Raw genomic sequence first — 23,707 nt, 5'->3', positions numbered from 1 at the left:
AGAGGTCAGTCGGGCTTGTCGCCGAAAAGCGCCTTCAGATAGGCATGCTGAAGGTCGGCGATGTGGCGCTGAAGATCGGCAAGATCCTGGCCGATCATCTCGATGACGGCGAGGTCGTTGTCCATCGACTCGCCGCTTTCCTCGGACCAGTGGTTCGACAGCAGCGTCAACGCGTCATGCGCAGCCCGTTCATGGTGCTTGCTGCCATGCCCGAGGGCGTCGATCCGCTCGCGGATGAAATGGAGGCTCTCTTCGGCGCTGAGCATGTGGTTGTCTCCGCACGAGGGCGGGCACCGGAACCGGCCGGCGCCACAGGGTCGGTATCCGCCGACTATGCCGGTCCGGGGCGCGCGACGCAACCGCGCACGAGGCTTGCGGCCAGCCGTCGCAGAGGTCACGCTTCAGCTCGGATATCGGCGGGTGAGTGCAACGCCGGATGAGGAACGTATCGGGGAGACGGGAGATGATCCTGACCATCGCACAGCAGAAGGGCGGCGCCGGCAAGACGACGCTGGCGGCGCAGCTGGCGGGATGCTGGGCGGCACGCGGCCGCCGGGTGGCGGTGGTGGATATCGACGATCAGGGCAGCCTGGCCCGCTGGGCGGGCTGGCGGGCGGAGCGCAGCCCGAACCGGCCGGCGGTGACCATGCGGGCCCTGTCGGGCTGGCGGCTGGATGGCGAGCTGGCGGGGCTTGGGCGCGAGCATGACGTGGTCATCGTCGACACCCCGCCCGAGGCCGAAAACGATGCCCGCCGCGCGGTGCGTGCCGCCGATCTGGTGCTGGTCCCGGTGCAGCCCAACCCCTTCGATGTGGGCGCGACCCGGCCGACCCTGGACCTGGTGCGGGCCGAGCGGCGGCAGGTGCTGCTGGTGCTGAACCGGGTGGCGCCGCGTGCGCGCCTCGCCCAGGCGATGATCGATGCGGTGGCAGCGCTGGGCGCCCCGGTGGCGACCACCCGTTTCGCCAACCGGACGGGCTTTGCGGCCTCGCTGCTCGACGGGCTCGCGGTCTCGGAGACCGAACCCCGCTCGGCGGCTGCCCAGGAGCTGGAGGCACTTGCCGACGAGATAGAGCGCAGCCTGGGCTGAACCTTCAGTCCTCTGCGGCACTGCCCGGCCGGCGCCGGTCGGGCAGGGCGTCGGCATCGGCCGCCCAGTCGTCCAGGGCATCGACATCGACCGCATCGATCACCCGGCGGGCGAGATCGGGGTAATAGCCGGCACGGGCCATGGCGGCGATGTCGCGCTGGCGGGTGCCGTCGCGGGCGGCTGCGGGTCGCCAGGGGCCCAGCCGGCGACGGCGGGCATAGGCGATGGCGCCGATCCGGTCGTCGGCGCCGCCTTCATCCTCGGCCATGTCGGAGAGCACGCCCTCGATCCGCGCAGGTTCGAGCCCGCGCAGCGACAGGTCGCGGGCGATGCCGGCGCGCGGCCGGCCGCGATTGCGCAGGCTGCGGGCGCGGAGCCGGGCATAGGCATCGTCATCGACCAGCCCGGCGGCGGCGACCTTGTCCAGCGCCCGGGCCACCATGGTGTCGAGCGTTTCGGGCGGCAGGGCGGCGGCTTCCTGCCAGCGGGTCAGCCGGCTGCGGGCGCGGCGTTCCAGATCGGCCCGACTTGCCGGATGGCGGCCGGCGCTGGCGGTGAGGGCAGAGACCAGACGGGAGAGCAGGCGGGTGTCGATGTCGCCGGTCATACGTCCGCCGCCTCGCCGGTGGTCCAGGGACCGCGGGCGAGGAAATGGGGATTGTCGAGCCCCGGCTTGCCATAGGTAAGCGGGGGGCCTGCCAGGGTGTCGACATGGCCGCCGGCCGCCAGGAGCACGGCATGGCCGGCGGCGATGTCCCATTCCATGGTGCGCCCCAGCCGCGGATAGAGATCGGCCTCGCCCTCGGCGATCAGGCAGAGTTTCAGGCTGGAGCCGGCCTGGCGGCTGCGCTCCACCTCGTGAGCCGCCAGCCAGTCGCGGGTGCGCGGATCCAGATGGCTGCGGCTGATCAGCGCCACCGGGCCATCGGCGGGCACGGCGCGCACCCGGATCGGCCGGCGGCTGCCATCGGCTTCCACCACCACGGCGCCATCGGGACAGCCGGCATAGATCCTGCCGGTGGCCGGCACGCCGACCACGCCCGCAATCGGGCGGCCGTCGACCACCAGGGCGGCGTTGACGGTGAACTCGCCATTGCGCGACAGGAATTCGCGGGTGCCGTCGAGCGGATCGACCAGCCAGAAGGCGGCGGCGGGTGCGCCGGCGGCAAGCTCCGCTTCGGTGACGGCTTCCTCGCTGATCACCGGCAGATCGGGGGTGAGGGCGGCGAGCCCCCTGGTCAGCACCTCGTGTGCCGCCAGATCGGCTGCGGTCACCGGGCTTTCATCGGCCTTGGTCCAGCGTTCGACGCCGGGGCCGTAGAGCGCCATGATTGCCTCGCCGGCACGGCGCGCAAGATCGACCAGCGCATCGAGCGGCGGCAGGGCGATGCCGGCGTCGGTGCGGTCGGCAGGCAGGTCGGTCGGCATGGGGGCAGGGCTCCGGTCTTCAGGATGCAGGGCGTGGGCCGATCATCGGCGCCCTGCCGGCCGCGGTCAACCGGCGCGGCCGACCGGAGACGTTCAGATGCCGGCGCCGTCGGACATGGTGTGGATGCCGCATTCGGTCTTGGCCCGGCCCGACCAGCGGCCGCTGCGCAGATCGTCGCCCGGCCGGGTGCGGCTGGTGCAGGGGATGCAGCCGATCGAGGCGTAGCCCTGGGACTCCAGCGGATGACGGGGCAGGTCGTGGGTGTCGAAATAGCCCAGGATCTGGTCGCGATCCCAGAAGGCGAGCGGATTGAGCTTCACCCGCCGGCCGTCGCGTTCCACCGGCATCACCTCGGCGCGGCCGCCGCCATGATGGCGCTTCAGCCCGGAAATCCAGCCGTCGACGCGCGAGAGCGCCTTGGCGAGCGGTCGGACCTTGCGGAAGGCGCAGCAGGCATCGGGGTTGGTGATCCAGAGCTCGTCTTCCGGATCCTCGCGGGCATGGTCGACCGGATCGGGGGTCTCGGACTGGACATTGCGCAGGCCCAGCCGGTCGATCAGCTGGTCGCGATAGGCCAGCGTCTCGGGAAAAAGCATGCCGGTTTCAAGGAAGATGACCGGCAGGTCGCGGTCGACCCGCGAGACCATGTGCAGCAGCACCGCAGCCTCGGTGCCGAAGGACGACACCAGCGCGAGGCGGCCGCCGAGCGGGCCATAGGCAGCGGCGGCGATCAGTTCGATCCCGTCGAGGCGACCCAGGCGGAAGTTCAGCTCGTCGTAGAGCGCATTCTCGATCACGGCCATGGTGATCAGGACCTTTCGCGGTCTTTTCTCGTTCGTCCGGCCCTGACCTCCGTCCCCGGCCTTCGGGGGGGGAAGGGTCAGGCCTTCACACGGCGGGGATGGTCGGTCGGGGTGGTTGCAGCAGTATCGGTTTCGTCGGAACGCGGTGCTGCGCCGCCGAGGGGCAGCCAGCGTTCGCGCCGGATCATCTCGTCGGTTGCGGATTTCACCGCGGCGGGGGGCGTGCCGGCACCGCGCAGCGCCATGCGCAGCCGGCGGATGGCGGCCGTTCTCTCGGCCCATTCGGGCCCGATCAGCCGGGCGAGTTCACGCTTCATGGCGATGGCGAGGCTGGGGCTGGCGCCGGCGGTGGAGATGGCGATCGCCAGATCGCCGCGGCGCAGCACCGACGGCACCTGCAGGGCGCAGAGCGGTACCACGTCCTCGACATTGACCAGCACCTTGTACGCCTCTGCCCGGTCATGAAGCGGCCGGGCGGTCTCGACATCGAGATCGGCGACGAACAGCACGCGCAGATCATCGAGTTCGGCATCGCTCGGCAGCCGGTCGACCACCACGCCACCCAGCGCCTCGGCCCGGGCGATGAAATCCGCGGGCGCATCCGGTGCGTAGACACGCGGATGAATGGCGCCCGCCTCTATGATCATGGCGAGGCGGGTGAGCGCCTTCTCTCCATGGCCGGCCACGGCGACGGGCAGGCGGCGCAGATCGAGCGAAACGGGCAGCAGCGCGGTCATCGGTCTCCTCCCCACGCCGGTTCCGGCGGGCGGGATGATAAAAACGGATCCGATCTGTTGAATGCGGATCAGCATGTTGAAAAGCAATGTAGGTCCGGTGGATCCCATAAACAACACATATTTACAGAGTAGTTTTCAAGAACAACAGAATCATGATGTTAAACACGGGGTGGCGGAGCCCGACAGGCTCGGGATATGCTGCGGACCGTTCCTCAGATCCGGGAGAGTTGCCCCATGTCCGCCCCTGCCGATCGTCCGGTCCTGGTCGTCACCCGCCACCTGCCCGACGCGGTGGAGGAGCGGGCGGCGGGCGATTACCGCGTGATCCGTCTGGCCGAAGACCGGCCGATCCCGGCCGCAGAGCTGGCGGCGCTGGCGGCCGACAACACCGCCCGTGGCATTCTGCTGACGCCCACCGAGCGCATGGACCGGGCGGCGATCGAGGGGCTGCCCGCCTGCGTCGAGGCGATCGCCACCTTCTCGGTCGGCTATGACCATATCGACCTTGCGGCGGCGAAGGCGCGCGGGCTGCAGGTGTTCAACACCCCCGACGTCGTGGCCGAGGCGACGGCCGATATCGCCATGCTGGTCATGCTGGGGGCGGCTCGCCGCGCCTATGAAGGGCAGCGCATGCTGCGCACCGGCGGCTGGTCGGGCTGGTCGCCGACTTTCATGCTCGGCACCGATCTTCGCGGCAAGCGGCTGGGGCTGGTCGGCTTCGGGCGTATCGGCCAGGCGACGGCACGCCGGGCGAAGGCGTTCGGCATGACCATCCATTATCATCAGCGTCGCCGGCTGGATGAGGCGGCATTGGGTGCCGATCTTGCCGACGCCGTCTATCATGACAGCCTGGACGATCTGGTGGCGGTGGCCGATGTGCTGTCGCTGCACTGCCCGGCGACGCCCGAGACCATCGGCATGATCAATGCCGAGCGGATCGCCCGCCTGCCCGAGGGGGCGATCCTGGTCAACACCGCGCGGGGGCCGCTGGTGGACGACGCGGCGGCGATTGCGGCCCTGACGTCGGGCCGGTTGCGGGCGGCGGGGCTCGACGTCTTCACCGGCGAGCCGCAATTCGATCCGCGCTGGGCCGAACTCGACAACGCCTATCTGTTGCCGCATATGGGCACCTCCACCGTCGAGACCCGGGCCGCGATGGGCTTCCGGGCACTGGACAATCTGGATGCCTTCTTCGCCGGCGCGACGCCGCGCGACCGGCTGGCGTAACTTTCGGACGCAAAATCACCGGAATATATCACAAACGCTTAACATGGACCGGGTGCGGACGTATCTTTCTCGCCCCGGTGGCGAGGGCGGCCTGCACCCGCACCCATGACCCTGCGCCCCGGGACGAGATCGATCCAAGGGGGGAGGGAGCATGACCTACGGTCTGGCGGTGGCATCGTGGGAGGCACCGACATTGCCGATTCGCGGCTCGGCGATCCGGTTTCCGGTCCGCCGCGTGTTCTGCATCGGTAAGAACTACGCGGATCATATCCGCGAGATGGGCGGCACCGATGTGAGTGCCGAGGCGGCGGTGTTCTTCATCAAGCCGGCCGATTGCGTGGTCGCAGACGGCGCAAAGGTCGCCTATCCGCCGATGACCGCCAACCTGCATCACGAGGTGGAGCTGGTGGCGGCCATCGGTCGCGAGGGGGCGAATGTGCCGGCCGATCAGGCGCTGTCGCTGGTCTACGGCTATGCCGTGGGCGTGGACCTGACCCGGCGCGACCTTCAGAACGCCGCCCGCGACCGTGGCGGCCCGTGGGACATGGCGAAGAGCTTCGACCAGGCGGCGCCGGTGGGCGCACTCGCCCGCGTCGAGAGCTTCGGCCATCCGCAGCGCGGCCGGATCTGGCTGGAAGTCGACGGCCAGATGCGCCAGCAGGCCGACCTCAACCAGATGATCCGCACCACCGCCGAGGTGATCGCCGAACTGTCGCGCTATATCGCGCTCAAACCCGGCGACATCGTCTTCACCGGCACCCCCGCCGGTGTCGGCCCGATCGCCCGCGGCCAGAAGGTCCGCTGCGGCATCGAGCATGTGGGTGAGCTGACCTTCGACGTGGTGTGACCTGCCGTCGCGACCTTGCACGCAGGGGCGGATGGCCACATCTTCTGTGTGGGCGAGAGAGCGGAGGTGCGTCATGTCCAGCATTGTGACAGCGTCCGAGATCCGGAAGGACTTCGATGCCTGGCACGACCGGGCACTGACGGAGCCGGTCCGCGTGACAAGGCAAGGTCGCGAGACGGTTGTGATCATCTCGGCTGCGACCTATCACCGTCTGAAGCAGGCAATGCGGGGCCACGTGTCGGCCGAGGAGTTGACCGACGAGGAGTTTGCCGCCCTCGAGGCGGCGGAAATCCCGGAAGCGTTGCGCTACTCGCTCGACGACTGACGGATGCCTCTTCCTGATCCCGTACCGGGCCTCGTTATCTCCTACGTCTTCCTTTGGCGTCATCAGCGTGATGGCGGTGAGGAGGAAGGCCGGAAAGCGAGGCCCTGCGCGGTGGTCATGACGATGACCGACGAGGACGGAGACAGGCGTGTATATGTCGTGCCGATCACGCATACCCCGCCGGACGATGATCCTCATGCGGTGGCGTTGCCTTTGAAGGTCAAGCAACGGCTTGGCCTGGATGATCAACCCTCCTGGATCGTGACGCGAGAACTCAACTGGTTTGTATGGCCCGGCTATGATCTCCGGCCGGTCCGGCGCGACCGGTCGGACGTCTTTGCCTGGGGCATGTTGCCTGTTGAAATTTTCGAAGCCGTTCGAAGCGGCATAGGCCGGCATCGGCGGGACCGCACGCTTAAGCTGACACCTCGCCTGTAGAGGGGCCCCGGCTGTCACCTGCGCCTGAGCATCCGCCGCAGGCGCTCCGCCAGGCCGCGGCGGGTGCTGTCGGCGGGCCGGGCGGCGACGGGGGTGGCGGTGGTGCCGCGGCTGCGGTCGCGCAGGCGGCGGACGGCCCGGGCGGGCCCCGGGCCCAGATGGCGGGCGGCGCGGACCAGCGTCGGCCAGTCGGGCAGGAAGGGGACGCGGGGCGCACGGCGCTTCAGCCCGTCGAGATCGAGGCCGACCTTGGTGACGCGGCCGGTCTCGTCACGTTCGCGCACGATCAGGGCGACATTGCCGAGGAACACCACATCGCCGACCACGGGCGCCCGGTTGAACTGGCGATCGATGAAATCGGCCAGCGTCTCGCGCAGCGCCTCGGCCGGCACCGGCACGCCATAGGCATCGCCCAGTCCCGACAGACGGGCCTCGCCATTCAGGGTGAATGCACCGAAGAAGGCGGCATCTTCTTCCGCCCGGCCGCCGAAGACCGCATCCAGATCCGGCAGTTTCCAGGGCGGCGCCAGCAGATAGAGCGTGTCGCCGACAGCCAGGCGGAAGCCCGGCGCAGGGGTGGTCAGGGTCTTTTCCCGCACCAGAAGCAGCGGCTGCGCCCAGGGCGGCAGGCGCGGATGGCGATCGACCAGCGGGCTGTCGTCCTCGATCGCATAACCCACGATCTCGTGGTCGGGCAGTTCGGGCAGCGAGATTTCGATGCGGTCGATCGGGCCGGATTTCGACGGGATCTCCAGCTTCAGCCAGCGGGCAAGCGGGGTGATCGTCCAGCCCTGGATGGTGAGCGAGACCACGACGACCCAGAAGGCGATGCCGAAATAGAGCGGGCCGACATCGAGCCCGGCGGCCGTGGGAAAGAGGGCGAGAACCATCGGCACCGCGCCGCGCAGGCCCACCCACGAGATGAAAGCCTGTTCCGCCTTCGAGAAGTTGAAGGGCAGCAGCGACACCCAGACGGCGATCGGGCGCACCACCAGCATCAGCACGAAGGCGAGCGGCAGGGCGAGCGGCGCGATCGCGATCAGCCCCGATGGCAGCACCATCAGCCCCAGCATCAGGAACATCACGATCTGGGCGAGCCAGGTGAGCCCGTCATGGAAGCGCATGATGTTGTGGAAGCCCTGAAGCTTCCGGTTGCCGAGCATCAGCCCCATCAGATAGACGGCAAGGAAGCCGCTGCCGCCGAGCACCGCGGTCAGGCCGAAGGTGAAGAGGGCGCCCGCCAGCGCCAGCAGCGGATAGAGGCCCGAGGCGAGGCGCAGCCGGTTGATGGCCAGTCCCAGCACATGGCCCGCGACCAGGCCGAAACCGGCGCCGAGGCCCATCTGCAGGACGAAGATGCCGGCGAGTTCGACCACACCCAGGCCGTCGCCGCCTGCGGCACCGGCGACCAGCAGTTCGACCAGGCCGATGGTGAGGAAGACCGCCATCGGATCATTGCTGCCGCTTTCGATTTCGAGCGTGGCACCGACCCGTTCCTTGAGCACCAGTCCGCGGCTGCCGAGCAGGAAGAACACCGCCGCGGCATCGGTCGGGCTGAGGATTGCCCCCAGCAGCAGGCCGGCCATCAGGCCCAGCTGATCGAACAGCGCCCAGCCGATCAGGCCGGTGAGGCCGGCGGTGATCAGCACGCCGATGGTGGCGAGCGATGTGGCGGGCCAGAGGGCCACGCGGAAATTCTCGCCCTTGGTCTTGAGGCCGCCGTCGAACAGGATCACCGCCAAAGCGAGCGAGCCGATCAGGGCGGCGGAATCTATATCGGCGAAGACGATGCCGCCCAGACCTTCAGGCCCGGCGGCAAGGCCGAGCAGAAGAAAGACCAGCAGCAGCGGCATGCCGAAGCGGGAGGAGACCAGGCTGGCCCCGATGCTGATCAAAACGAGGGCGGCGCCTACGAAGATCAGCTGGTTGGCGAGTTCCATCGGCGGTCCTCCACGCGTCGAACAGGGGGACGGCGCTGCCGCGGCGCCACCACCATTCCGCTTATAATCACGGCGGATCATCGAAGGTGTGAGCTTTTTTCGCCGGAGCCTTGCGGAGCGGGCCGATAGTCGGCGCAGGGCCGGGCGTGATATATGCTGGGGCCTCCTGTCCCGCTTCAGACGGCGATGCCATGCCCTTCGACCCGGACCGCCCGACCTCGACCACGGCTGCTGCGTCGGCCTATGCCCCCGGTCCCAAACCTGCCGCGCGGCCGCTGAGTGCGGCGGCGCGGGCGCGTGCCGGCGTGCCGCTGGAACCCGCGCTGAACCTCTGGGGCGGGCTTCGTCGCCCGGAAGAGGCGGTGGATCTGCCGGTGATCGATGCCGACCGCGCCGGCACCGTTCTCCTGCCCCCCCGCGCCCGGCCGAGCCTGCAGCAGATCCAGGCGTCGAACTGGCCGACCCTGTCGGTGCTGCGGCGGACCTGGATCCGCATGCGATCGTCGATGATCGAGACGCCGCTGCTGCGCTCCGCCCGCGTGGATGCCGAGTTGGGCGGGCGGCTGCTGGTCAAGGCCGAGGTGCTGCAGCATACCGGTTCGTTCAAATATCGCGGTGCCTATAACCGGCTGGAGCTGATGTCGCCCGAGATGCGGGCGCGCGGCGTCGTCGGCTATTCCTCGGGCAATCATGCCCAGGGGCTGGCCGCGGCGGCGCGGGAATTCGGGGCGCCTGCCGTGATCGTGATGCCGGCCGATGCGCCGCGCACCAAGATCGAGGGCGTGCTCGCCTATGGCGCCGAGATCGTGTTCTACGACCGGCTGTCGGACGATCGGGTGGGGATCACCCGCCGGATCGGCGCCGAACGCGGCATGACCGTGGTCTCGGCCTATGACGATCGCGACGTCATCGCGGGGCAGGGCTCGATCGCGGTCGAAATGCTGGATCAGGCCGAAAGCCTGGGGCAGCGGCCCGATGTGGTGGTGGTGCCCTGCGGCGGCGGCGGGCTGGCGGCGGGTACGGGGCTTTGCCTGCAGGCGCTGCCCGACCGGCCGGCGCTGGTGATCGCCGAGCCTGCCGGCCATGACGATACCGCCCGATCGATCGCCGAGGGACGGCGGATCGGCAACGTGCCCGGCGTGCGTACGATCTGCGATGCGCTGGCAACCCCCATTCCCGGGGCGCTGACCTTTGCGATCAACGCCCAGGTGGTCGATGCCGCCGTGGCGGTGACCGATGCCGATGTGGCGCGCGCCATGCTTTACGCCTTTGCGCGCTTCAAACTGGTGGTGGAACCGGGGGGCGCCGCAGCCCTTGCGACGGTTCTGGCCGGACGGGTGCCGGTTGCCGGGCGGACGGTCATGGTGGTGCTGACCGGCGGCAATGTCGATCCGGACACCTTTGCGAAAGCGCTGACCGAGGCCCAGGCGGATCGTGGCCAGCCCATCTGAAGCGCAGTGGCCTAGAACCGCGCATCGGCATCGACACAGTCGAAACGGGCACCATGGCGCGGCTGGCGCCCGCCGTCATCGATCAGGGTTGCCACCGCCAGATCGACCGGATCATCGGGCAGATCGGGGGCGGGGGCCCAGCGGGCGGCGAGCATCGGCTGACGTGCGGTTTGGGCGCAGTGGCGGGCTGCAGCCTGCCGGGCATCCGAGAGGCTGTCACCGCGTGGATCATAGAGTACGGTGATCGTGTCGGGCGAGGCCCGCCGCCGGCCGGTGTAGAGGCCGCGATCGCCGTCTCGGATCAGGTAGACCCGGTCGGTGGCGGTGACGTAGCGGGCGCCGTCCAGCACCCGCACCCCCAGCACCAGTTCGGTAGAGGGGGTGGGCCGCTCCGCCCAGTTGGCGAGATCGGCGGCGAGGCCGGCGCCGATCAGCCAGCCCGGATTGGCGACGAGATCCACGCCCTCGCGGCCGGCCTTTTCGAGCAGGTAGACGCCGGTGGCGAGCAGGGTGTAGTGGCCGGCTTCCAGCAGGCTGCGGGTATCTTCGGCATCGTGACCGACCGCGGAGATCCTGGTTTCGACCCGAAGCAGGCCCATCGACGCATCGGCCGGAGGCAGATCGAAACCGGGGGCGGATGCCTGGACCAGAGGGGCCGCATCGCCGGGCGGTGCCGACCAGACCGCGAAACCCTGGCGGATGAAGGCCGCGGCAAGCAGATCGGGCAGCCGGTCGGCGAAGGCGCTTCGGCGGTCGGGTGGGGCGATCACCAGCCGTGCGCCGGGCGGCAGTCCTGCCCTGATCTGCAGGGCGGCATCTTCGGCGATGCCGCGCCACTGGGCCGCGCGCTCGACCACCGGGCTCGGGGTGGCCGGCAGCTCCGGTGCATCACTGCCGGCACAGCCGGAAAGAGCCAGCATCAGCAACAGCAGCAGTGCCCGTCCCGTCCCTCGATGCATGACATGCCCCCGGATCACCGCGTAAGGCGAGATTAGAGGATATGCGCGCAAAGAGGCAAGATCATTCGATGATATGCGCGTGTTGGTGATAAATTCCGACGTTATATCTCGTTAGAGATGTTTTCCTTTCGCGATTTTCTTCGACCCCGCCATATCCCTGCGCGTGTCGGCGGGTCATGATGGCAGCCATGGTTCCGCCGCCCACCGCCAGTCGGAGTTGTACCCTTATGGACATGCCCAGCTATTTCGGCATCCTCGCCCGCTACAATGCCTGGGCCAATCTCAGGCTCTATGACGCGGTGGCTCGCCTGCCCGTAGTGGAGTTCGAACGGCCGCGGGCGGCGTTCTTCGGCAGCATCCGCGGCGTGCTCAACCACATGATGGTGGTCGACGAACTGTTCCTGGCCCGGCTGAACGGCACCACGGCGCCCGACCGGCCGCTGAATGCCCAGCCCTGGGCCCATTTCAACGAGTTGCGCAATGCCCGTGCCGGGCTGGATCAGCGCATCCTGGGCACGATCACCGCCCTGCCGCTGTCGCGCTTCACCGAACCCTTCACCTATACCACCACCCGCGGCGACCGGTTCTCGGACCAGCTGGCCCTGTTTCTCGGCCATTGGTTCAACCATCAGACCCACCATCGCGGTCAGGCCCATGACATGCTGACCCAGACCGAGGTTGCACCCCCGCCGCTTGATTTCCTGATCTTCCAGCGCATCCATGGGTTGTCCGAGGCAGCCGCCGGCTGACCCGGTGGCTGCGGCCGTGTTGCCACAACTTCCCATGCAACCATTGGCCGATTTTGATGTAACAATTTCACCATGATGGCGAGTTGCCCGCGGCGATGCGGGCAGTTTCCCGCCATCTTCACCCTGTTCTTCCACAATAGCCGGAGACGCACATGACGGGTTTTCTGCGGCCGCCCAGAGGTTGTCCCCGAGGGTGATGATCCCCGGGGACGAGCTGGAGCCGATTGGCAGGAGCCACTTCCCCAGCTTCATTGCCCGATGTTTCCGCACCGTCGACCCAGGCAGCAGATTTCTCGGCAACTGGCATATCGACCTGATGGCCGAGTATCTGGAGGCTGTGCGCCGGGGCGAGATCCGGCGGCTGATCGTCAACGTGCCGCCGCGCTCGCTCAAATCCCTGACGATTTCCGTGGCCTATCCGGCCTGGCGTCTGGGACATGATCCGAGCCTGAGGGTCATCGTCGCTTCCTATGCCCATGAGCTGGCCCGACGCCATTCGCTCGATACCCGCGAGGTGATGAAGAGCGGCTGGTATCAGAGCCAGTTTCCCGAGACCCGCATCAGTCGTGGCCGCGATCGTGCCCAGCGCTTCACCACCACCGCCAACGGTTTCCGCTTCGCAACCTCGATCGGGGGCATGCTGACCGGCGATGGCGGTGATCTGCTGATCGTCGACGATCCGCATGATCCGCGCCGCGCCCAATCGGCCGCCCTGCGCGAGGCCGCGCTGACCTGGTTCGATCAGACCCTCTCCACCCGGCTGAACGACAAGCGCCGGGGGGCGATGATCGTGGTGATGCAGCGTCTGCACGAGGCCGATCTCTCGGGCCATCTGCTGGCCCGTGGCGGCTGGAGCCATCTGTCGCTGCCGGCCGAGGTCGAGAGCGTTCAGCGGATCCATTTCGGGGCCGTGCAGACGCTTCGCCGACCGGGCGTGCCGCTGCACCCCGAGCGCGAGGGACGGGACGAACTGGCCGAGGCCCGGCGCATGCTGGGCCAGGCAGGCTATGCCGCGCAGTATCTGCAGCGACCGGCACCGGCCGCGGGCGGGCTGATCAAGGCTGCCTGGCTGCGGCCTGCGGCCAGGCCAGATCCGGCACGGGGCCGGCGGGTGCTGCAGAGCTGGGACACCGCCTACAAGGCGGACGCGCTCAACGATCCGAGCGTCTGCCTGACGGTCATCGAGCATGAGGACGGGCTGCATCTGGCGGAGGTGTTCCGCGAGCGGCTGGAATATCCGGCGCTGCGGCGCGAGGCGGCCCGCCTGGCCGCGCGCTGGCGGCCCTCGGTGATCCTGGTCGAGGACAAGGCATCGGGCCAATCGCTGATCCAGGATCTGAAGGCCATGCCCGGTCGCCTGCCGGTTCAGGCGGTGCGGCCGGTGGCCGACAAGCTCACCCGGCTGGCGGTGACGACACCGCGGCTGGAGGCGGGCGGCTTCACCATCGAGGCGGGGGCGGTCTGGGCCGATGATTTCGTCCGCGAGGCGACGATCTTCCCCAACGCCGCCCATGACGATCAGGTCGACGCGCTGAGCCAGCTGCTGTCCTGGCTGGATGCCGAGCGCGGGCGTGTGGTCCGCCTCAAATTGGGCGGTCTTTGAGGCCAGCCCCCTTTTCAGATATGTCGAGGACAAATCCGATGACGACATTCGGACCGGGCCCGCCCGGTGCGCCGGGCGCGGCCGACCGCGTCCATCCGGCCCATGCCGCCCGCCGGGCCGCCTGGGCCCGCTGCCGCGACGTCGCGGCGGGGCAGGAGGCAGTACATGCCGCCGGCGAATGCTATCTGCCGCGGTTGGACGGCCAGAGCGAGACGGCTTATCGCGGCTATCGCGACCGGGCGCTGTTTTACAACGCCACCGCCCGTACCATCGACGGCCTGAGCGGTCTGGTGTTTCGCAAGCCGCCCGAGATCGAGGCGGCACCGGGGCTCGCCCCCGTGATCGCCGATCCGACCGGTAGCGGCGACGGCTTCAGGCGCCTGGCCGAGCATGTGGTGGCGGAACTGCTGACCACCGGCCGGATCGGTCTGCTGGTGGATCATCCGCCCGGCGAGGCGGGGGGGCCCCAGAGCAGGGCGGCTGCGGCCGCGGCCGGGCGGCTGCCCTATCTGGTCCCCTATCCGGCCGAGGCGATCCTGGACTGGCGGCTCGATCGCGGCCATGGCCGCGCGGGCAGGCATCTGGTTCATGTGCTGCTGGACGAGGGCGAGGACGAGGCGGGCATCCGGCGCCGCCGGAGCCTGGATCTGGACCCCGACGGCATCTATCGCCAGCGCCTTTGGGCCAGCGGCGGCGGCGAGCGGCCGAGCCTGGTGGCCGAGATCGAGCCGCGTGCCGCCGGCCGACCGCTCGGCCGGATTCCCTTCCTGTGCATCGGTCCGCGCGGGCCGGGGCTGGAGGTGGCGCGGCCGCCACTGCTCGATCTGGTCGAGGTCAACCTCTCCCATTACCGCACCAGCGCCGATCTGGAGCATGGTGCCCATTACACCGGTCTACCGACCGCGGTGGTCACCGGCCAGCGCTTCGACGGCACGGAACCGCTGGCGATCGGCGCCGGCGAGGCCTGGGTGCTGGAGGCGCCCGAGGCCAGGGCCTTCTTTCTGGAGTTCCGCGGCGAGGGGCTGGGCGTGCTCGAACGCCTGCTCGACCGCAAGGAGGCCCAGATGGCCGCGCTCGGCGCCCGCATGCTGGCGCCCGAGAAGAAGGTCGCCGAGGCGGCGCTGACCGCCGAAATCCACCGGCAGGGCGAGAATTCGGCCCTGTCTGCCCTTGCCCAGGCGGCCGGGGACGGGCTTGGCCGGGCGCTGGACCTGGCGAAGCCGTGGCTCGGCATCGAGCCCGCGACGCCCACGCGCGTGGCGCTGAACACCGACTACTGGCCCCGGCCGATGGCCGCCGACGAACTGACGGCGCTGGTCGAGGCATGGCAGAGCGGGGCGATCGCCCGCGGCGAACTGCGCCGGGCGCTCACCCGTGGCGAAATCCTGCCGGCCGGCGCCGCATCCGGCACCGCCGGAGTTTAAGGACATCCGATCATGACCGACCAGACCCGGGAGGCACCGCCGGTGCCGCCCCAGGACACCCGCTTGCCCGAAGCTCCCCCCATGCCCGCGGAGCCCCGTCTGGCCGAGAGCGGCGAGACCGCTTCCGAAGAAGCCGCGGCCCTGGCCGCGCTGCGCGCCCGGCTGGATCGCCGGCACCGCGCCGAACTCGCCAGCCTTGCGGCCGGCATGGAGCGCGAACGCGGCGAGCTGCACCGCCTGCTCGTCGATCAGGGGCTTGAAACCGCGCTTGCCCGCGCCGGCGTGGCGCCGGCGCTGGTTGCGGGGGCCGCGGCCCTGCTCCGCCCGCTGATCGAGGTGGCGGGCGACGAGGGTGCCCGTCTGCTGACCGCCCGGCTTGCCGACGGCAGCACGCGGCCGCTTGCCGACTTCGTCACCGACTGGGCCGCGGGCGAGGGGGCCGCCTATCTCGCCGCCCCCGACAGCCATGGCGGCGGTGCCCGCCCCGAACCCGGTGCCGGCCGCCATCGCCGCCGGGCCGATCTGGGCGGGCCGGCCGAACGCGCCCGCTTCATCCGCGAGCATGGCCGTGCCGCCTATCTCGACCTCGATCCCTGATCTTCAGCCCCTTCACACGAAAGACGTCACGACATGACCATCGGTACCCGACAGGACTTCCGCATCGCCCCCGAAGAATTCTTCGGCGGCATGGTGGAGGTCGTGGAACAGAACGCCGACGCCTTCAACGCCGCCTCGGGCGGGGCCATCCGGCTGGTGCCGGAACGCCGCCGTGGCCATTACGCGGCTGAAAGCTTCATCTCGCGCGTGGCCTCGCTCGTCACCCGCCGTGACATCGATGCGGTGACGGATGTCGCCGACACGCCGCTTGCCCAGGCCGAGACCGTCGGCATCAAGATCAACCGCCGGATCGGCCCGGTCGCCAACACCCTGGACAGCCTGCGCAAGCTGGGCCGCGATCCGGGAGAGATGTCCTTCCTGCTTGGCCGGCAGATCGGCAAGGCGGTGGCCGTCGACTATGTCGACACCGCACTCAGGGCCGCCTCTGCGGCGCTGTCGGGGGTGGCCGCGCTCGATCTCGACGTCTCGGGCGAGGCCGACCCCGGTCTTGCCCATGGCACGCTGGTCCGGGCCATGGCCCGGCTGGGCGATGCCGGCGGCCGCATCTCGTGCTTCGTGATGCACTCCAAACCCTATTACGACCTGATGGCCCAGAGCGTTGCCGACAAGGTGTTCGAGGTGGCCGGGGTCACGATCTATCAGGGGACGGTCGCAAGCTTCGGCCGGCCGACCCTGGTGATCGACAGCCCGGCGCTGGTGACCCCCGGCACGCCCGACCGCTACCGGGTTCTGGGGCTGGTCGAGGATGCGATCGAGGTGGCCGAAAGCGAGGAGCGCTCGATCGTCTCGGACGTGATCACCGGGCTCGAGAACCTGGTGATGCGCATCCAGGGCGAATACGCCTTCAACGTCCGGCTGCGCGGCTTCGCCTGGGACGTGGTGGCCGGCGGCATCAACCCGACCGATGTGGCGCTGGAGCAGAAGACCAACTGGCAGGTTGCGGCGGCCGACGTCAAGAGCCTGGCCGGCGTGCGGCTGACGGTGGCCTGAGGCACGAAGGGAGGATCGTGCGATGACCGTCGCCACCTATGCCGACCTCGCCCTGGCCGATGCCCATCACGCCGCCCGCGGCCGGGTCGTCTGGGCCGATGCCGATGCCGGCCGCCGCCTGGCGGCACTGGTCGAGGCGACGGCCCATATCGATGCCTTCTACGATTTCGTCGGCTGGCCTGCCGATCCCGGCCAGCCTCTGGCCTGGCCGCGTGTTGCGACCGGGATCGGGCTCGACGGCGTCGCCGTGCCGGCCCCGGTGGCACAGGCCTGTATCGAACTGGCGCTGGCGGCGCTGGACCGGCCGCTCGCCGAACAGGCGGCCGGCGGTGCCGCCCGGCGGCTGACGCTCGGCGATGTCGCGATCGATTACGGCGAGACCCCGGGCGAGGCGGCGGGTGCCGGCGGTGCGCTGGCGCTTGCCGCCCGTCTGCTGGCGCCGCTGGCACCGTTGCGGCACCGCCGCCGGCTGGTGCGGACATGACCCGGATCGATGCCGTGCTCGGCCGGATGCTGGGCGACCTGCTGGCGGGGGCGGGCGGGCTTGCGCTCGACTGCGCGCTGGATCGGGTGACCGCCGCCTTCGACCCGGCGAGCGGGACGACGACCGAGACCCGCACCCGGCTGGCGGCCGGGCGGCTGATCTGGGGGCGCGATCCCGTTGCCGCCGGGCAGTTGCCTGATCTTTCGGCCGCATCGGGCCCGCGCCGCCCGGCCCTGGTCGAAGGTCTGGGCGTCGCACCCGCCCCCGGCGACCTGATCGTGATCGGTCTCGTCGACTGGCGGGTGGGTGAGGCGATCCGCCCGGTGGCGGTGCTGGACCTTTGGCGGTTGCAGCTCAGCGCGCCGGCCGGCGGGGAGGGCGAGTGATGACCTCGCTTGCCCCGGATGTGCAGACGCGGCTGCGTGCTGCTTTCGATGCCCGGCTGGGGGCGGCGGCCGCCACGGCCGGCCTGCCGGTGCGGTGGCCCAACACCCGCGGCGGCCCTCCGCCCGCCGCGGGTGCCTGGCTGGTGCCGTCCCCGGGGCCGATGGAAGCGGCGATCGCCGGTACCGGCGGCCATGCCGCGCTGACCGGCCGCCAGACCGTCGAGGCGGTGGCCCCGCCCGGCACCGGCATGGCGGCGCTGGATGCCGCCGCCGATGTCGTGCTGGCGGCCTTCCCGCCCGGCGCGGCGCTGGAGGCTGGGGGCGGGGTCGTGGCCGGCCTGACCGGTCTCAGCCGTGCCGCCCTGGCGCTGGATGCAGACGGCGCCAGGCTGACCCTGGCGGTGTTCTGGCGCATCGACGGCGCTTAAGGAGGGGGAGACTACATGCAGATCCGATCCCCGGCGCCGCTGGCGGTGCGGCTGGAGACGATGACCGGCGCCGGCCTGGTGCCGGTGGTGACGGCGTTCGGTCTGGAGATGGCGCGGCCCGTCCGCACCGGTGCCGATCCGGCAGAGCCCGGCCAGCCGGTTCTGGCCGGCGGGCCGGTTGTGCCGACGCTTGAACTTGAGATGCCGGCGAGCCTTGCCCTGCTCGACCTGCTGGTGCCGTCGATGGGCGGGGGGCCGGCCCTGAGCGTCCTGATTGCTCCGGCTGCCGGCGGGGTTGCGAGCCGGATCACCGGCGCCCGTCCGGCGCGACTGACGCTCGACCTGGACGAGGCCGGCCCGCCGCGGCTGGGGGTGCGGCTCCGCGGGCTCCCGGCTGAACCCGAGACGGTTGCGGCATTCGGGCTGGCCGACACCTCGCCGCGGATTGCCCTTGGGGATGTCGGGCTGTGGATCGATGGGGTGGCACTGGCGCCGCTTCGGCGCTGCCGGCTGACCCTGGCAGCCCGGCTTCACGGCCAGACGGCCCCGGATCGACCGGCGCCGGTCGCCTGGCTGGGCGGGGGCGTGACGCTGACGCTCGGCTTCGAGCCCGGAGTGACGGCGGCGACGCTCGCCGGCCACCTCGCTCTGGCCGGGACGGTATCGGCGATCCTGGATCTGGGGCGGGCCGGCGCCGGTCGGCGGCTGGTGCTGCCACCCGGGCTGATCAGCGCCAACGGCTTCGACGGCACGGCCGTCACCCTGGAACTCACCGCGGCCGCACCCCCTGTCTGTACGGAATTCTGAGGAGAAACGAGACATGACCGAGACGGTCGATACCACGCCGCGGCCTGCCGCGGCCGACGAACTTGCCGGCCGGGCCGGACGGCGCGACCGGCTGGAGCCGGGCCGCGCCTGGGCGGCCCGTGCCGCGGCAGAGGCGGCCGAACGCGCGCGCCGCCGCGATGGTTGATGGTCGGATGCGATGATCGAGGATTTTCACGACATCCGCTTCCCCGAGGACATCGCCTGGGGGTCGGCCGGCGGGCCGGTATTTTCCACCGATGTGGTGGTGCTGGCCTCGGGCCATGAGCGGCGCAATGCCGACTGGGCCGAGGCGCGCGCCCGCTATGACATCGCCATGGGCGTGCGCGGGCTTGAACAGCTGGCCCGGCTGATCGCCTTCTTCCGGGCCCGCCGCGGCCGGGCCTGCGGCTTCCGCTTCAAGGACTGGACCGATTGCAGCAGCGATGCCGGCAATGGTCCGCCCGGGCCGCTGGACCAGCCGCTGGGCCAGGGGGACGGCAGCACCACCGGCTTTCAGCTGATCAAGCGCTACGAGACGCCGCCCTGGCATGTGGACCGGCGGATCGTGAAGCCCGTCGCGGGCAGCGTGCGGGTGGCGGCGGACGGGGCCGAACTGCCCCCGGCGGCCTTCACCGTCGATGCCGCGACCGGCCTGGTCAGCCTTGCCGTGGCGCCTGCGGCAGGGGTGGTGCTGACGGCCGGCTTTGCTTTCGACGTGCCGGTCCGCTTCGACACCGACCACCTGCCGGCGACGCTGGAAGACTATGGCATCGGGGCCCTGCGTGCGGTGCCGCTGGTCGAGATCCGGCTTTGAGGGAGGGGAGACACCATGCGCACGACCTCGGCGGCGCTTGCCGCTGCACTGGCCCGACCGCTCGGCAGTCTGGCCCGGCTCTGGCGGGTGGAACGCCATGACGGCGCTGTCATCGGTCTGACCGATCATGACCGCGATCTCGTGGTTGAGGGCACGCTCTACCGTGCCCGCGCCGGCATGGTGCCGGGGGCGGTGGATGCCCGCACCGGGCTTGGGGTCGACGGGCTCGATGTCGGCGGGCCGCTGGATGACGACGCGATCTCGGCCGCGGATATCGCCTGCGGGCGGTTCGACGACGCCCGGGTGGACTTCGCCATTGCCGACTGGACGGCGCCCGAAACCGGGCGGCTGCTGCTGGCGGCGGGCCGCATCGGCGAAATCTCCATCACCGGCAGCCGCTGGCGGGCAGAGCTGCGGGGGGTGTCGCAGCGCCTGCAGCAGGGCATCGGCATCGCCTATGGTCCGGATTGTACGGCCGATTTCGCCGATGCCCGCTGCGGCGTGGCGGTGGCGGGCACGGGGTTCGAGGTCGACGGGGTGATCGCCGCGGCAACCGCCACCGCGATCGCCGATCCCGCCCGGACCGAGACGGCCGGCTGGTTCGACGGCGGCCGCCTGACGATCCTGGACGGCGCACTCGCCGGCCTTGTGGCCGATGTCGCGATCAGCACGCAAGGCGGGATCGTTCTTGCCAGGCCGCTGCCGACGGCACCCCCGGCCGGCTGCGGCTACCGGCTGCGGGTCGGCTGCGACAAGCGGATGGCGACCTGTGCGACGCGCTTCGACAATGCCGCCAGTTTCCGCGGCTTTCCCTTCACACCCGATCCCGGCGCGCTGGAGGCGGAGTGATCATGGCCGGGTTCTTTCTCACCTCGCTGATCAGCGGGTTGCTGCCTTCGGGCGGGCTGGGTGATGCCTTGGGCAGCCTGGCGCGCCGGGCGGCGAGCGGCGGGTTCGAACCGCGCGAGGGGCCGCGGCTGCAGGATCTGGCGGTCCAGACCACCGGCCATGGTCGGGTCATTCCCCGGGTCTATGGCAGCGTGCGGCTGGCGGGTAACATCATCTGGGCGCGGCCGATCACCGAACGCCGCCGCATCATCCCCGTCACCACATCCGCCGGCGGGGTGTTCGGCATTCTGGGGGCGGGCCGGCTGCTTTCGGCCGGACGGGTGGAGTACGAGTACTTCGCAAGCTTTGCCGTGGGTTTCGCCCAGGGCCCGATCCTGGGCATCCGGCGGATCTGGGCCGACGAGACGCTGATCTGGTCGGCCGATCCCGCGGCGGGGCTGTCCGGCATCGCCGCCTCTGCCGCGCCCGGCCGGTATTTCCGGCTGTATCGGGGGACCGCCGATCAGGCGCCGGATCCGCTGATCCTGGCCCATGAGGGCGTGGCTGGGACACCCGCGTTCCGCGACCTTGCCTATCTCGTCTTCCAGAACCTGCCGCTTGCCCCCTATGGCAACCGGGTGCCGCTGATCGAGGCCGAAATCGTGCGCGGCAGCCCCGTGGTGGCGGGGGTGGATCCCGCCGCCTTTGCCAGCGTCACCCCGGTCGCCCGCGACGGCCTGCGGCGGCTGCCCTCGCTGATCGCAGGCGCGCCGATCGACGCGCTGACGGGGCCGGCAGGCGGGGTTGCCGGCGATAATGCCTATGCCTGGACGGATGCCTGTGCCTCGATGGATGGCGGGGTGGAGGATGGGGCGATCGCCCGTCATGTGACCGCGAGCGACATGGCGAACCGCGTCCGTCATGTCGCCCGCCAGCGCAGCTCTGCCGGTCGCTGGCTGGCGGAGGAACGCTGGAGCCACACGATCCCGCTGACCTCGACCCGGCGTGGCTGCGCCTGGGCGCCGGCCGACCGGCCGGTACAGCTTTATGCGCGCGACGGCGAGGCGGCCGCGGTGCTCGTGGAAATCGAGACCGGCCGCCATCGGCTGGTGGCGCTGCCCGGGATGGTGGCGGGCGATGTCCGCGGTGTCAGCGCCTGGGGCACGCGGATCTGGATCCTGGGCGGCCGGCCAGGCGGCCTGCTGGCGCTTTGGGCGCTGGATGACAGCGGCAGCGATGCGGAGGCCACGATGATCCTGGACGGGTTGCCGGCGGCACGGACGCTGATGCGCGGCGACGACGACGGCCTGCTGCTGCTGTCGGCTGCGCGGCTGCGTCATCTTGCCGGGCTGACCGCCACGGCCGACCGGGACCAGACGCTCAACCCCTGGCCGGATCAGCGGCCGGTCGGCCTGCACCGGGCGGCGGACGGCATCGTCGTCGTGGTCTTCACCGACCGGGTGGCGCAGATCGATCGGGCGGGGCGGGTGGCGACGACGCCGGTCGAGATCGAGCCCGGCCATGTGGTCGGCTTTGCCGCGGGGGGCGGGCGGCTGATGGCCGTGCCCTGGGTGCCGGCGGGCGACAATGCCGCCTGGATCGACCGGTGGCTGGCGCTCACCCGGCCGGCGGAGACCGCGGATCTGGGAGCGGTGATCGCCGATCTGGCCCAGGCCGCCGGTGTGGATCCGGACGAGCTGGATCTGACCGGCGTCAGCGGCATGGCGCTGCGCGGATATGTCGTCGCCCGCCAGGGCAGCGCGCGCGAGGCGCTGGAGCCCTTGCTCGCCAGCTGGTTCGTGGATGCGGTGGAGCGCGACGGCCGACTGGCCTTCGTGCCCCGCGGCGGGCCGGTCGCCGCCGTGATCGACCCGGGACGGCTGGGGGCACATGGTGCCGGCGACGAGCCGCCGCCGCTGGTGGAGCGCACCCGCATCCAGCAGGCCGAGATGCCGCGCGAGATCGGTGTCGCCTTCATCGACGGTGCCGCCGACGGTCGGCCGGGTCTTGCCCGGGCCCGGCGCAGCCTTGCCGGGGCCGAGGATCGCCAGGCGGTGGAACTGCCGCTGGTGCTGACGGCGGACGAGGCGGCGCGCATCGCCCGCACGCTCGCCGACGAGGCGCTGGTGGGGCGCGACCGCTGGCGTTTCCGGCTGGGCTTCGGCGATCTGCTGCTGGAGCCGGGCGACGTGATCGGGCTTGCACCCGATCCGCGCCTGCCGATGATGCCGGCCCGGCTTCGGATCGAACGCATGGCCTTCGGCACGCCCGGGCTGATCGAGGTGGAGGCCGTGGCCGACCATGACGGTCTGCATGCCACCGCCCGCCCCGGTGCCGATGACATCCCGCCGGTGACCACGGCCCCGGCACGCGCCGAAGGCCTGGCCGAGGTGACGGTGCTGGACCTGCCGCCGGTGGTGGAACCCGCCCCCGATCCCGGGCTGGTGGTGATGGTCACCGGCGGTGGTGGCGGCCTCAGGGCGGCGCGGGTGGAGGTGGCCGACAGGGCCGACGGCCCCTGGCGAGAGGTGGCGGTGCTGGCGCCTGCCGCGAGCGGCACGGCAACCACCCTTCTGGCGACGGGCCCGGCGACGCTCCGCGACGATCTGGCCAGTGTCACGGTCGATTTCGGCGACGATCTGCGGGTCGATGCCGGGATCACCGAGGCCGATGCCGAAAGCGGCCGCAGCCTTGCCCTGGTCGGGGCCGAGATCCTGAGCTTCGGGGCGATCGAGCGGGTGTCGGCCGGTCTCTGGCGGCTGTCGCGGCTGCGGCGCGGGCTGCGCGGCACCGAGGCGGCGATCGGCGCCCATGCGATCGGCGAGACGGTTCATCTTCTGGATCCCGAGCGGCTGGCGGTCATGGGCTGGCGGCCGGCCGATATCGGCGCCGTGCTGCATTTCCGGGCGGTGACGCCTGCGGGTGCGATCGGCCCCACCCGCATCCACAGCCTGACCGGCGCCGGGTTGCGGCCGTTCCGGCCGGTCGATCTTCAGGCAAAGCGGCAGACCGACGGCTCGGTGCTGATCCGCTGGTTGCGCGCCGACCGCCTGGCCGGCTGGACCGACGGCGCCGACGAGCCGATGAGCGAGACGGCCGAGCGCTACCAGCTGGACATCCTGGCGAGCCCGACCGAGACGGCAGCCGTCCGCCGCACGGTGATCGTCGAGGGCGCCGGCAGCTGGAGCTATTCCGCCGCCCAACAATACGCCGACTTCTTCACCTCACCCGCCACTCTCGGCCTGAAGGTCGCACAGATCGGTGCGGCGACCGGGCCCGGCCCGGCGCGCTATGCGAGCGTGGTGCCCTGAGGGCGCGTTCCGTCTTTTC

26 protein-coding genes are annotated in these 23,707 nt (G+C 70.7%); 19 read left to right on the top strand and 7 right to left on the bottom strand.

Annotated features, from left to right (window positions below; translation table 11 throughout):
• Positions 1–5: 5 nt before the first annotated feature.
• A complete protein-coding gene (locus tag TMO_RS11770) occupies positions 6–266 on the bottom strand; it encodes a hypothetical protein (RefSeq protein WP_014745855.1) in 261 nt (86 codons plus the stop codon).
• A 197-nt stretch (positions 267–463) separates the two neighbouring features.
• Here TMO_RS11770 and parA point away from each other — a divergent pair, with 197 nt between their 5' ends.
• Positions 464–1,090, top strand: coding sequence for a ParA family partition ATPase (gene parA / locus TMO_RS11765; RefSeq protein ID WP_014745854.1), 627 nt, complete (start codon positions 464–466; stop codon positions 1,088–1,090).
• Positions 1,091–1,094: 4 nt separating this feature from the next.
• On the opposite strand, the gene TMO_RS11760 is transcribed toward parA, so the two are convergent.
• The 4 genes from TMO_RS11760 to TMO_RS11745 form a co-directional block, all read right to left on the bottom strand.
• Positions 1,095–1,697: a RecX family transcriptional regulator gene (locus TMO_RS11760; RefSeq protein ID WP_014745853.1), complete on the bottom strand. Its 603-nt coding sequence runs from the start codon at positions 1,695–1,697 to the stop codon at positions 1,095–1,097.
• On the bottom strand, positions 1,694–2,518 hold the full coding sequence (gene cysQ, locus TMO_RS11755) for a 3'(2'),5'-bisphosphate nucleotidase CysQ (RefSeq protein WP_014745852.1): 825 nt from the start codon (positions 2,516–2,518) through the stop codon (positions 1,694–1,696). The genes TMO_RS11760 and cysQ overlap by 4 nt, the downstream gene beginning before the upstream one ends.
• 93 nt (positions 2,519–2,611) lie before the next feature.
• Complete coding sequence (locus TMO_RS11750) at positions 2,612–3,322, bottom strand: phosphoadenylyl-sulfate reductase (protein WP_014745851.1); 711 nt, start codon at positions 3,320–3,322, stop codon at positions 2,612–2,614.
• A gap of 77 nt (positions 3,323–3,399) precedes the next feature.
• Positions 3,400–4,059, bottom strand: coding sequence for a bifunctional precorrin-2 dehydrogenase/sirohydrochlorin ferrochelatase (locus TMO_RS11745; RefSeq protein ID WP_014745850.1), 660 nt, complete (start codon positions 4,057–4,059; stop codon positions 3,400–3,402).
• A gap of 234 nt (positions 4,060–4,293) precedes the next feature.
• Between TMO_RS11745 and TMO_RS11740 the strand changes: the two genes are divergently transcribed.
• The 4 genes from TMO_RS11740 to TMO_RS11725 all read left to right on the top strand — a co-directional run bounded on the left by TMO_RS11740 (position 4,294) and on the right by TMO_RS11725 (position 6,896).
• Entirely contained in the window at positions 4,294–5,286 is a 993-nt protein-coding gene (locus tag TMO_RS11740; RefSeq protein ID WP_014745849.1) for a 2-hydroxyacid dehydrogenase, read from the top strand.
• Positions 5,287–5,437: 151 nt separating this feature from the next.
• The gene (locus tag TMO_RS11735; RefSeq protein WP_014745848.1) at positions 5,438–6,133 is read left to right on the top strand and encodes a fumarylacetoacetate hydrolase family protein; all 696 of its coding nucleotides are present in this window, start codon (positions 5,438–5,440) and stop codon (positions 6,131–6,133) included.
• 73 nt (positions 6,134–6,206) lie between these two features.
• Complete coding sequence (locus TMO_RS11730) at positions 6,207–6,458, top strand: type II toxin-antitoxin system prevent-host-death family antitoxin (RefSeq protein ID WP_014745847.1); 252 nt, start codon at positions 6,207–6,209, stop codon at positions 6,456–6,458.
• A gap of 123 nt (positions 6,459–6,581) precedes the next feature.
• Positions 6,582–6,896, top strand: a complete 315-nt coding sequence (locus tag TMO_RS11725; protein ID WP_228382220.1) for a hypothetical protein — start codon at positions 6,582–6,584, stop codon at positions 6,894–6,896.
• Between the two features lie 14 nt (positions 6,897–6,910).
• On the opposite strand, the gene TMO_RS11720 is transcribed toward TMO_RS11725, so the two are convergent.
• Positions 6,911–8,836, bottom strand: a complete 1,926-nt coding sequence (locus TMO_RS11720; RefSeq protein ID WP_014745845.1) for a potassium/proton antiporter — start codon at positions 8,834–8,836, stop codon at positions 6,911–6,913.
• A 191-nt stretch (positions 8,837–9,027) separates the two neighbouring features.
• On the opposite strand from TMO_RS11720, the gene TMO_RS11715 reads away from it, so the two are divergent.
• Positions 9,028–10,287 carry a threonine/serine dehydratase gene (locus tag TMO_RS11715; protein WP_014745844.1) on the top strand — a complete coding sequence of 420 codons (1,260 nt, stop codon included), beginning with the start codon at positions 9,028–9,030 and terminating at the stop codon, positions 10,285–10,287.
• 11 nt (positions 10,288–10,298) lie between these two features.
• Here TMO_RS11715 and TMO_RS11710 read toward each other — a convergent pair whose 3' ends face one another.
• Complete coding sequence (locus TMO_RS11710; protein ID WP_014745843.1) at positions 10,299–11,246, bottom strand: hypothetical protein; 948 nt, start codon at positions 11,244–11,246, stop codon at positions 10,299–10,301.
• 227 nt (positions 11,247–11,473) lie between these two features.
• Here TMO_RS11710 and TMO_RS11705 point away from each other — a divergent pair, with 227 nt between their 5' ends.
• The 13 genes from TMO_RS11705 (at position 11,474) to TMO_RS11650 (ending at position 23,688) form a co-directional block, all read left to right on the top strand.
• Entirely contained in the window at positions 11,474–11,995 is a 522-nt protein-coding gene (locus tag TMO_RS11705; RefSeq protein WP_014745842.1) for a DinB family protein, read from the top strand.
• 196 nt (positions 11,996–12,191) lie between these two features.
• Positions 12,192–13,598: a phage terminase large subunit gene (gene terL / locus TMO_RS11700; RefSeq protein ID WP_014745841.1), complete on the top strand. Its 1,407-nt coding sequence runs from the start codon at positions 12,192–12,194 to the stop codon at positions 13,596–13,598.
• A 38-nt stretch (positions 13,599–13,636) separates the two neighbouring features.
• Positions 13,637–15,022, top strand: coding sequence for a DUF4055 domain-containing protein (locus TMO_RS11695; protein WP_014745840.1), 1,386 nt, complete (start codon positions 13,637–13,639; stop codon positions 15,020–15,022).
• Between the two features lie 12 nt (positions 15,023–15,034).
• Positions 15,035–15,619 carry a hypothetical protein gene (locus TMO_RS11690; RefSeq protein ID WP_014745839.1) on the top strand — a complete coding sequence of 195 codons (585 nt, stop codon included), beginning with the start codon at positions 15,035–15,037 and terminating at the stop codon, positions 15,617–15,619.
• A gap of 33 nt (positions 15,620–15,652) precedes the next feature.
• Positions 15,653–16,630: a major capsid protein gene (locus tag TMO_RS11685; RefSeq protein ID WP_014745838.1), complete on the top strand. Its 978-nt coding sequence runs from the start codon at positions 15,653–15,655 to the stop codon at positions 16,628–16,630.
• 22 nt (positions 16,631–16,652) lie between these two features.
• Positions 16,653–17,114: a DnaT-like ssDNA-binding protein gene (locus TMO_RS29435; RefSeq protein ID WP_014745837.1), complete on the top strand. Its 462-nt coding sequence runs from the start codon at positions 16,653–16,655 to the stop codon at positions 17,112–17,114.
• On the top strand, positions 17,111–17,500 hold the full coding sequence (locus TMO_RS11675; RefSeq protein ID WP_014745836.1) for a hypothetical protein: 390 nt from the start codon (positions 17,111–17,113) through the stop codon (positions 17,498–17,500). Before TMO_RS29435 ends, TMO_RS11675 begins: the two co-directional genes overlap by 4 nt.
• Complete coding sequence (locus TMO_RS11670; RefSeq protein ID WP_014745835.1) at positions 17,500–17,928, top strand: phage tail terminator-like protein; 429 nt, start codon at positions 17,500–17,502, stop codon at positions 17,926–17,928. Before TMO_RS11675 ends, TMO_RS11670 begins: the two co-directional genes overlap by 1 nt.
• A 15-nt stretch (positions 17,929–17,943) precedes the next feature.
• On the top strand, positions 17,944–18,735 hold the full coding sequence (locus TMO_RS11665; RefSeq protein WP_014745834.1) for a hypothetical protein: 792 nt from the start codon (positions 17,944–17,946) through the stop codon (positions 18,733–18,735).
• 13 nt (positions 18,736–18,748) lie between these two features.
• Entirely contained in the window at positions 18,749–18,901 is a 153-nt protein-coding gene (locus tag TMO_RS31670) for a hypothetical protein (RefSeq protein WP_014745833.1), read from the top strand.
• A gap of 12 nt (positions 18,902–18,913) precedes the next feature.
• Positions 18,914–19,549, top strand: coding sequence for a DUF2460 domain-containing protein (locus TMO_RS11660; RefSeq protein WP_014745832.1), 636 nt, complete (start codon positions 18,914–18,916; stop codon positions 19,547–19,549).
• A gap of 15 nt (positions 19,550–19,564) precedes the next feature.
• Positions 19,565–20,398, top strand: a complete 834-nt coding sequence (locus TMO_RS11655; RefSeq protein ID WP_014745831.1) for a DUF2163 domain-containing protein — start codon at positions 19,565–19,567, stop codon at positions 20,396–20,398.
• A 2-nt stretch (positions 20,399–20,400) separates the two neighbouring features.
• Positions 20,401–23,688: a phage tail protein gene (locus TMO_RS11650; protein WP_041604936.1), complete on the top strand. Its 3,288-nt coding sequence runs from the start codon at positions 20,401–20,403 to the stop codon at positions 23,686–23,688.
• The last annotated feature ends 19 nt before the right edge of the window (positions 23,689–23,707 follow it).

It is taken from the genome of Tistrella mobilis KA081020-065, assembly GCF_000264455.2.
Classification (GTDB): Bacteria; Pseudomonadota; Alphaproteobacteria; order Tistrellales; family Tistrellaceae; genus Tistrella; species Tistrella mobilis.
This window is presented reverse-complemented; position numbering and strand designations above follow the sequence as displayed.

Bases quoted from the DNA above. Each gene is read 5' to 3' on its own strand.
- TMO_RS11675 (WP_014745836.1), top strand. From the start codon at position 17,111: ATGACCCGGATCGATGCCGTGCTCGGCCGGATGCTGGGCGACCTGCTG.
- terL (WP_014745841.1), top strand. From the start codon at position 12,192: ATGATCCCCGGGGACGAGCTGGAGCCGATTGGCAGGAGCCACTTCCCC.
- TMO_RS11650 (WP_041604936.1), top strand. From the start codon at position 20,401: ATGGCCGGGTTCTTTCTCACCTCGCTGATCAGCGGGTTGCTGCCTTCG.
- TMO_RS11715 (WP_014745844.1), top strand. From the start codon at position 9,028: ATGCCCTTCGACCCGGACCGCCCGACCTCGACCACGGCTGCTGCGTCG.
- TMO_RS11710 (WP_014745843.1), bottom strand. From the start codon at position 11,246: ATGCATCGAGGGACGGGACGGGCACTGCTGCTGTTGCTGATGCTGGCT.
- TMO_RS11720 (WP_014745845.1), bottom strand. From the start codon at position 8,836: ATGGAACTCGCCAACCAGCTGATCTTCGTAGGCGCCGCCCTCGTTTTG.
- TMO_RS11690 (WP_014745839.1), top strand. From the start codon at position 15,035: ATGACCGACCAGACCCGGGAGGCACCGCCGGTGCCGCCCCAGGACACC.
- TMO_RS11745 (WP_014745850.1), bottom strand. From the start codon at position 4,059: ATGACCGCGCTGCTGCCCGTTTCGCTCGATCTGCGCCGCCTGCCCGTC.
- cysQ (WP_014745852.1), bottom strand. From the start codon at position 2,518: ATGCCGACCGACCTGCCTGCCGACCGCACCGACGCCGGCATCGCCCTG.
- TMO_RS11735 (WP_014745848.1), top strand. From the start codon at position 5,438: ATGACCTACGGTCTGGCGGTGGCATCGTGGGAGGCACCGACATTGCCG.
- TMO_RS11725 (WP_228382220.1), top strand. From the start codon at position 6,582: ATGACCGACGAGGACGGAGACAGGCGTGTATATGTCGTGCCGATCACG.
- TMO_RS11770 (WP_014745855.1), bottom strand. From the start codon at position 266: ATGCTCAGCGCCGAAGAGAGCCTCCATTTCATCCGCGAGCGGATCGAC.
- TMO_RS11665 (WP_014745834.1), top strand. From the start codon at position 17,944: ATGCAGATCCGATCCCCGGCGCCGCTGGCGGTGCGGCTGGAGACGATG.
- TMO_RS11730 (WP_014745847.1), top strand. From the start codon at position 6,207: ATGTCCAGCATTGTGACAGCGTCCGAGATCCGGAAGGACTTCGATGCC.
- TMO_RS29435 (WP_014745837.1), top strand. From the start codon at position 16,653: ATGACCGTCGCCACCTATGCCGACCTCGCCCTGGCCGATGCCCATCAC.
- TMO_RS11750 (WP_014745851.1), bottom strand. From the start codon at position 3,322: ATGGCCGTGATCGAGAATGCGCTCTACGACGAGCTGAACTTCCGCCTG.
- TMO_RS11760 (WP_014745853.1), bottom strand. From the start codon at position 1,697: ATGACCGGCGACATCGACACCCGCCTGCTCTCCCGTCTGGTCTCTGCC.
- TMO_RS11685 (WP_014745838.1), top strand. From the start codon at position 15,653: ATGACCATCGGTACCCGACAGGACTTCCGCATCGCCCCCGAAGAATTC.
- TMO_RS11705 (WP_014745842.1), top strand. From the start codon at position 11,474: ATGGACATGCCCAGCTATTTCGGCATCCTCGCCCGCTACAATGCCTGG.
- TMO_RS11655 (WP_014745831.1), top strand. From the start codon at position 19,565: ATGCGCACGACCTCGGCGGCGCTTGCCGCTGCACTGGCCCGACCGCTC.
- TMO_RS11695 (WP_014745840.1), top strand. From the start codon at position 13,637: ATGACGACATTCGGACCGGGCCCGCCCGGTGCGCCGGGCGCGGCCGAC.
- TMO_RS11740 (WP_014745849.1), top strand. From the start codon at position 4,294: ATGTCCGCCCCTGCCGATCGTCCGGTCCTGGTCGTCACCCGCCACCTG.
- parA (WP_014745854.1), top strand. From the start codon at position 464: ATGATCCTGACCATCGCACAGCAGAAGGGCGGCGCCGGCAAGACGACG.
- TMO_RS31670 (WP_014745833.1), top strand. From the start codon at position 18,749: ATGACCGAGACGGTCGATACCACGCCGCGGCCTGCCGCGGCCGACGAA.
- TMO_RS11660 (WP_014745832.1), top strand. From the start codon at position 18,914: ATGATCGAGGATTTTCACGACATCCGCTTCCCCGAGGACATCGCCTGG.
- TMO_RS11670 (WP_014745835.1), top strand. From the start codon at position 17,500: ATGACCTCGCTTGCCCCGGATGTGCAGACGCGGCTGCGTGCTGCTTTC.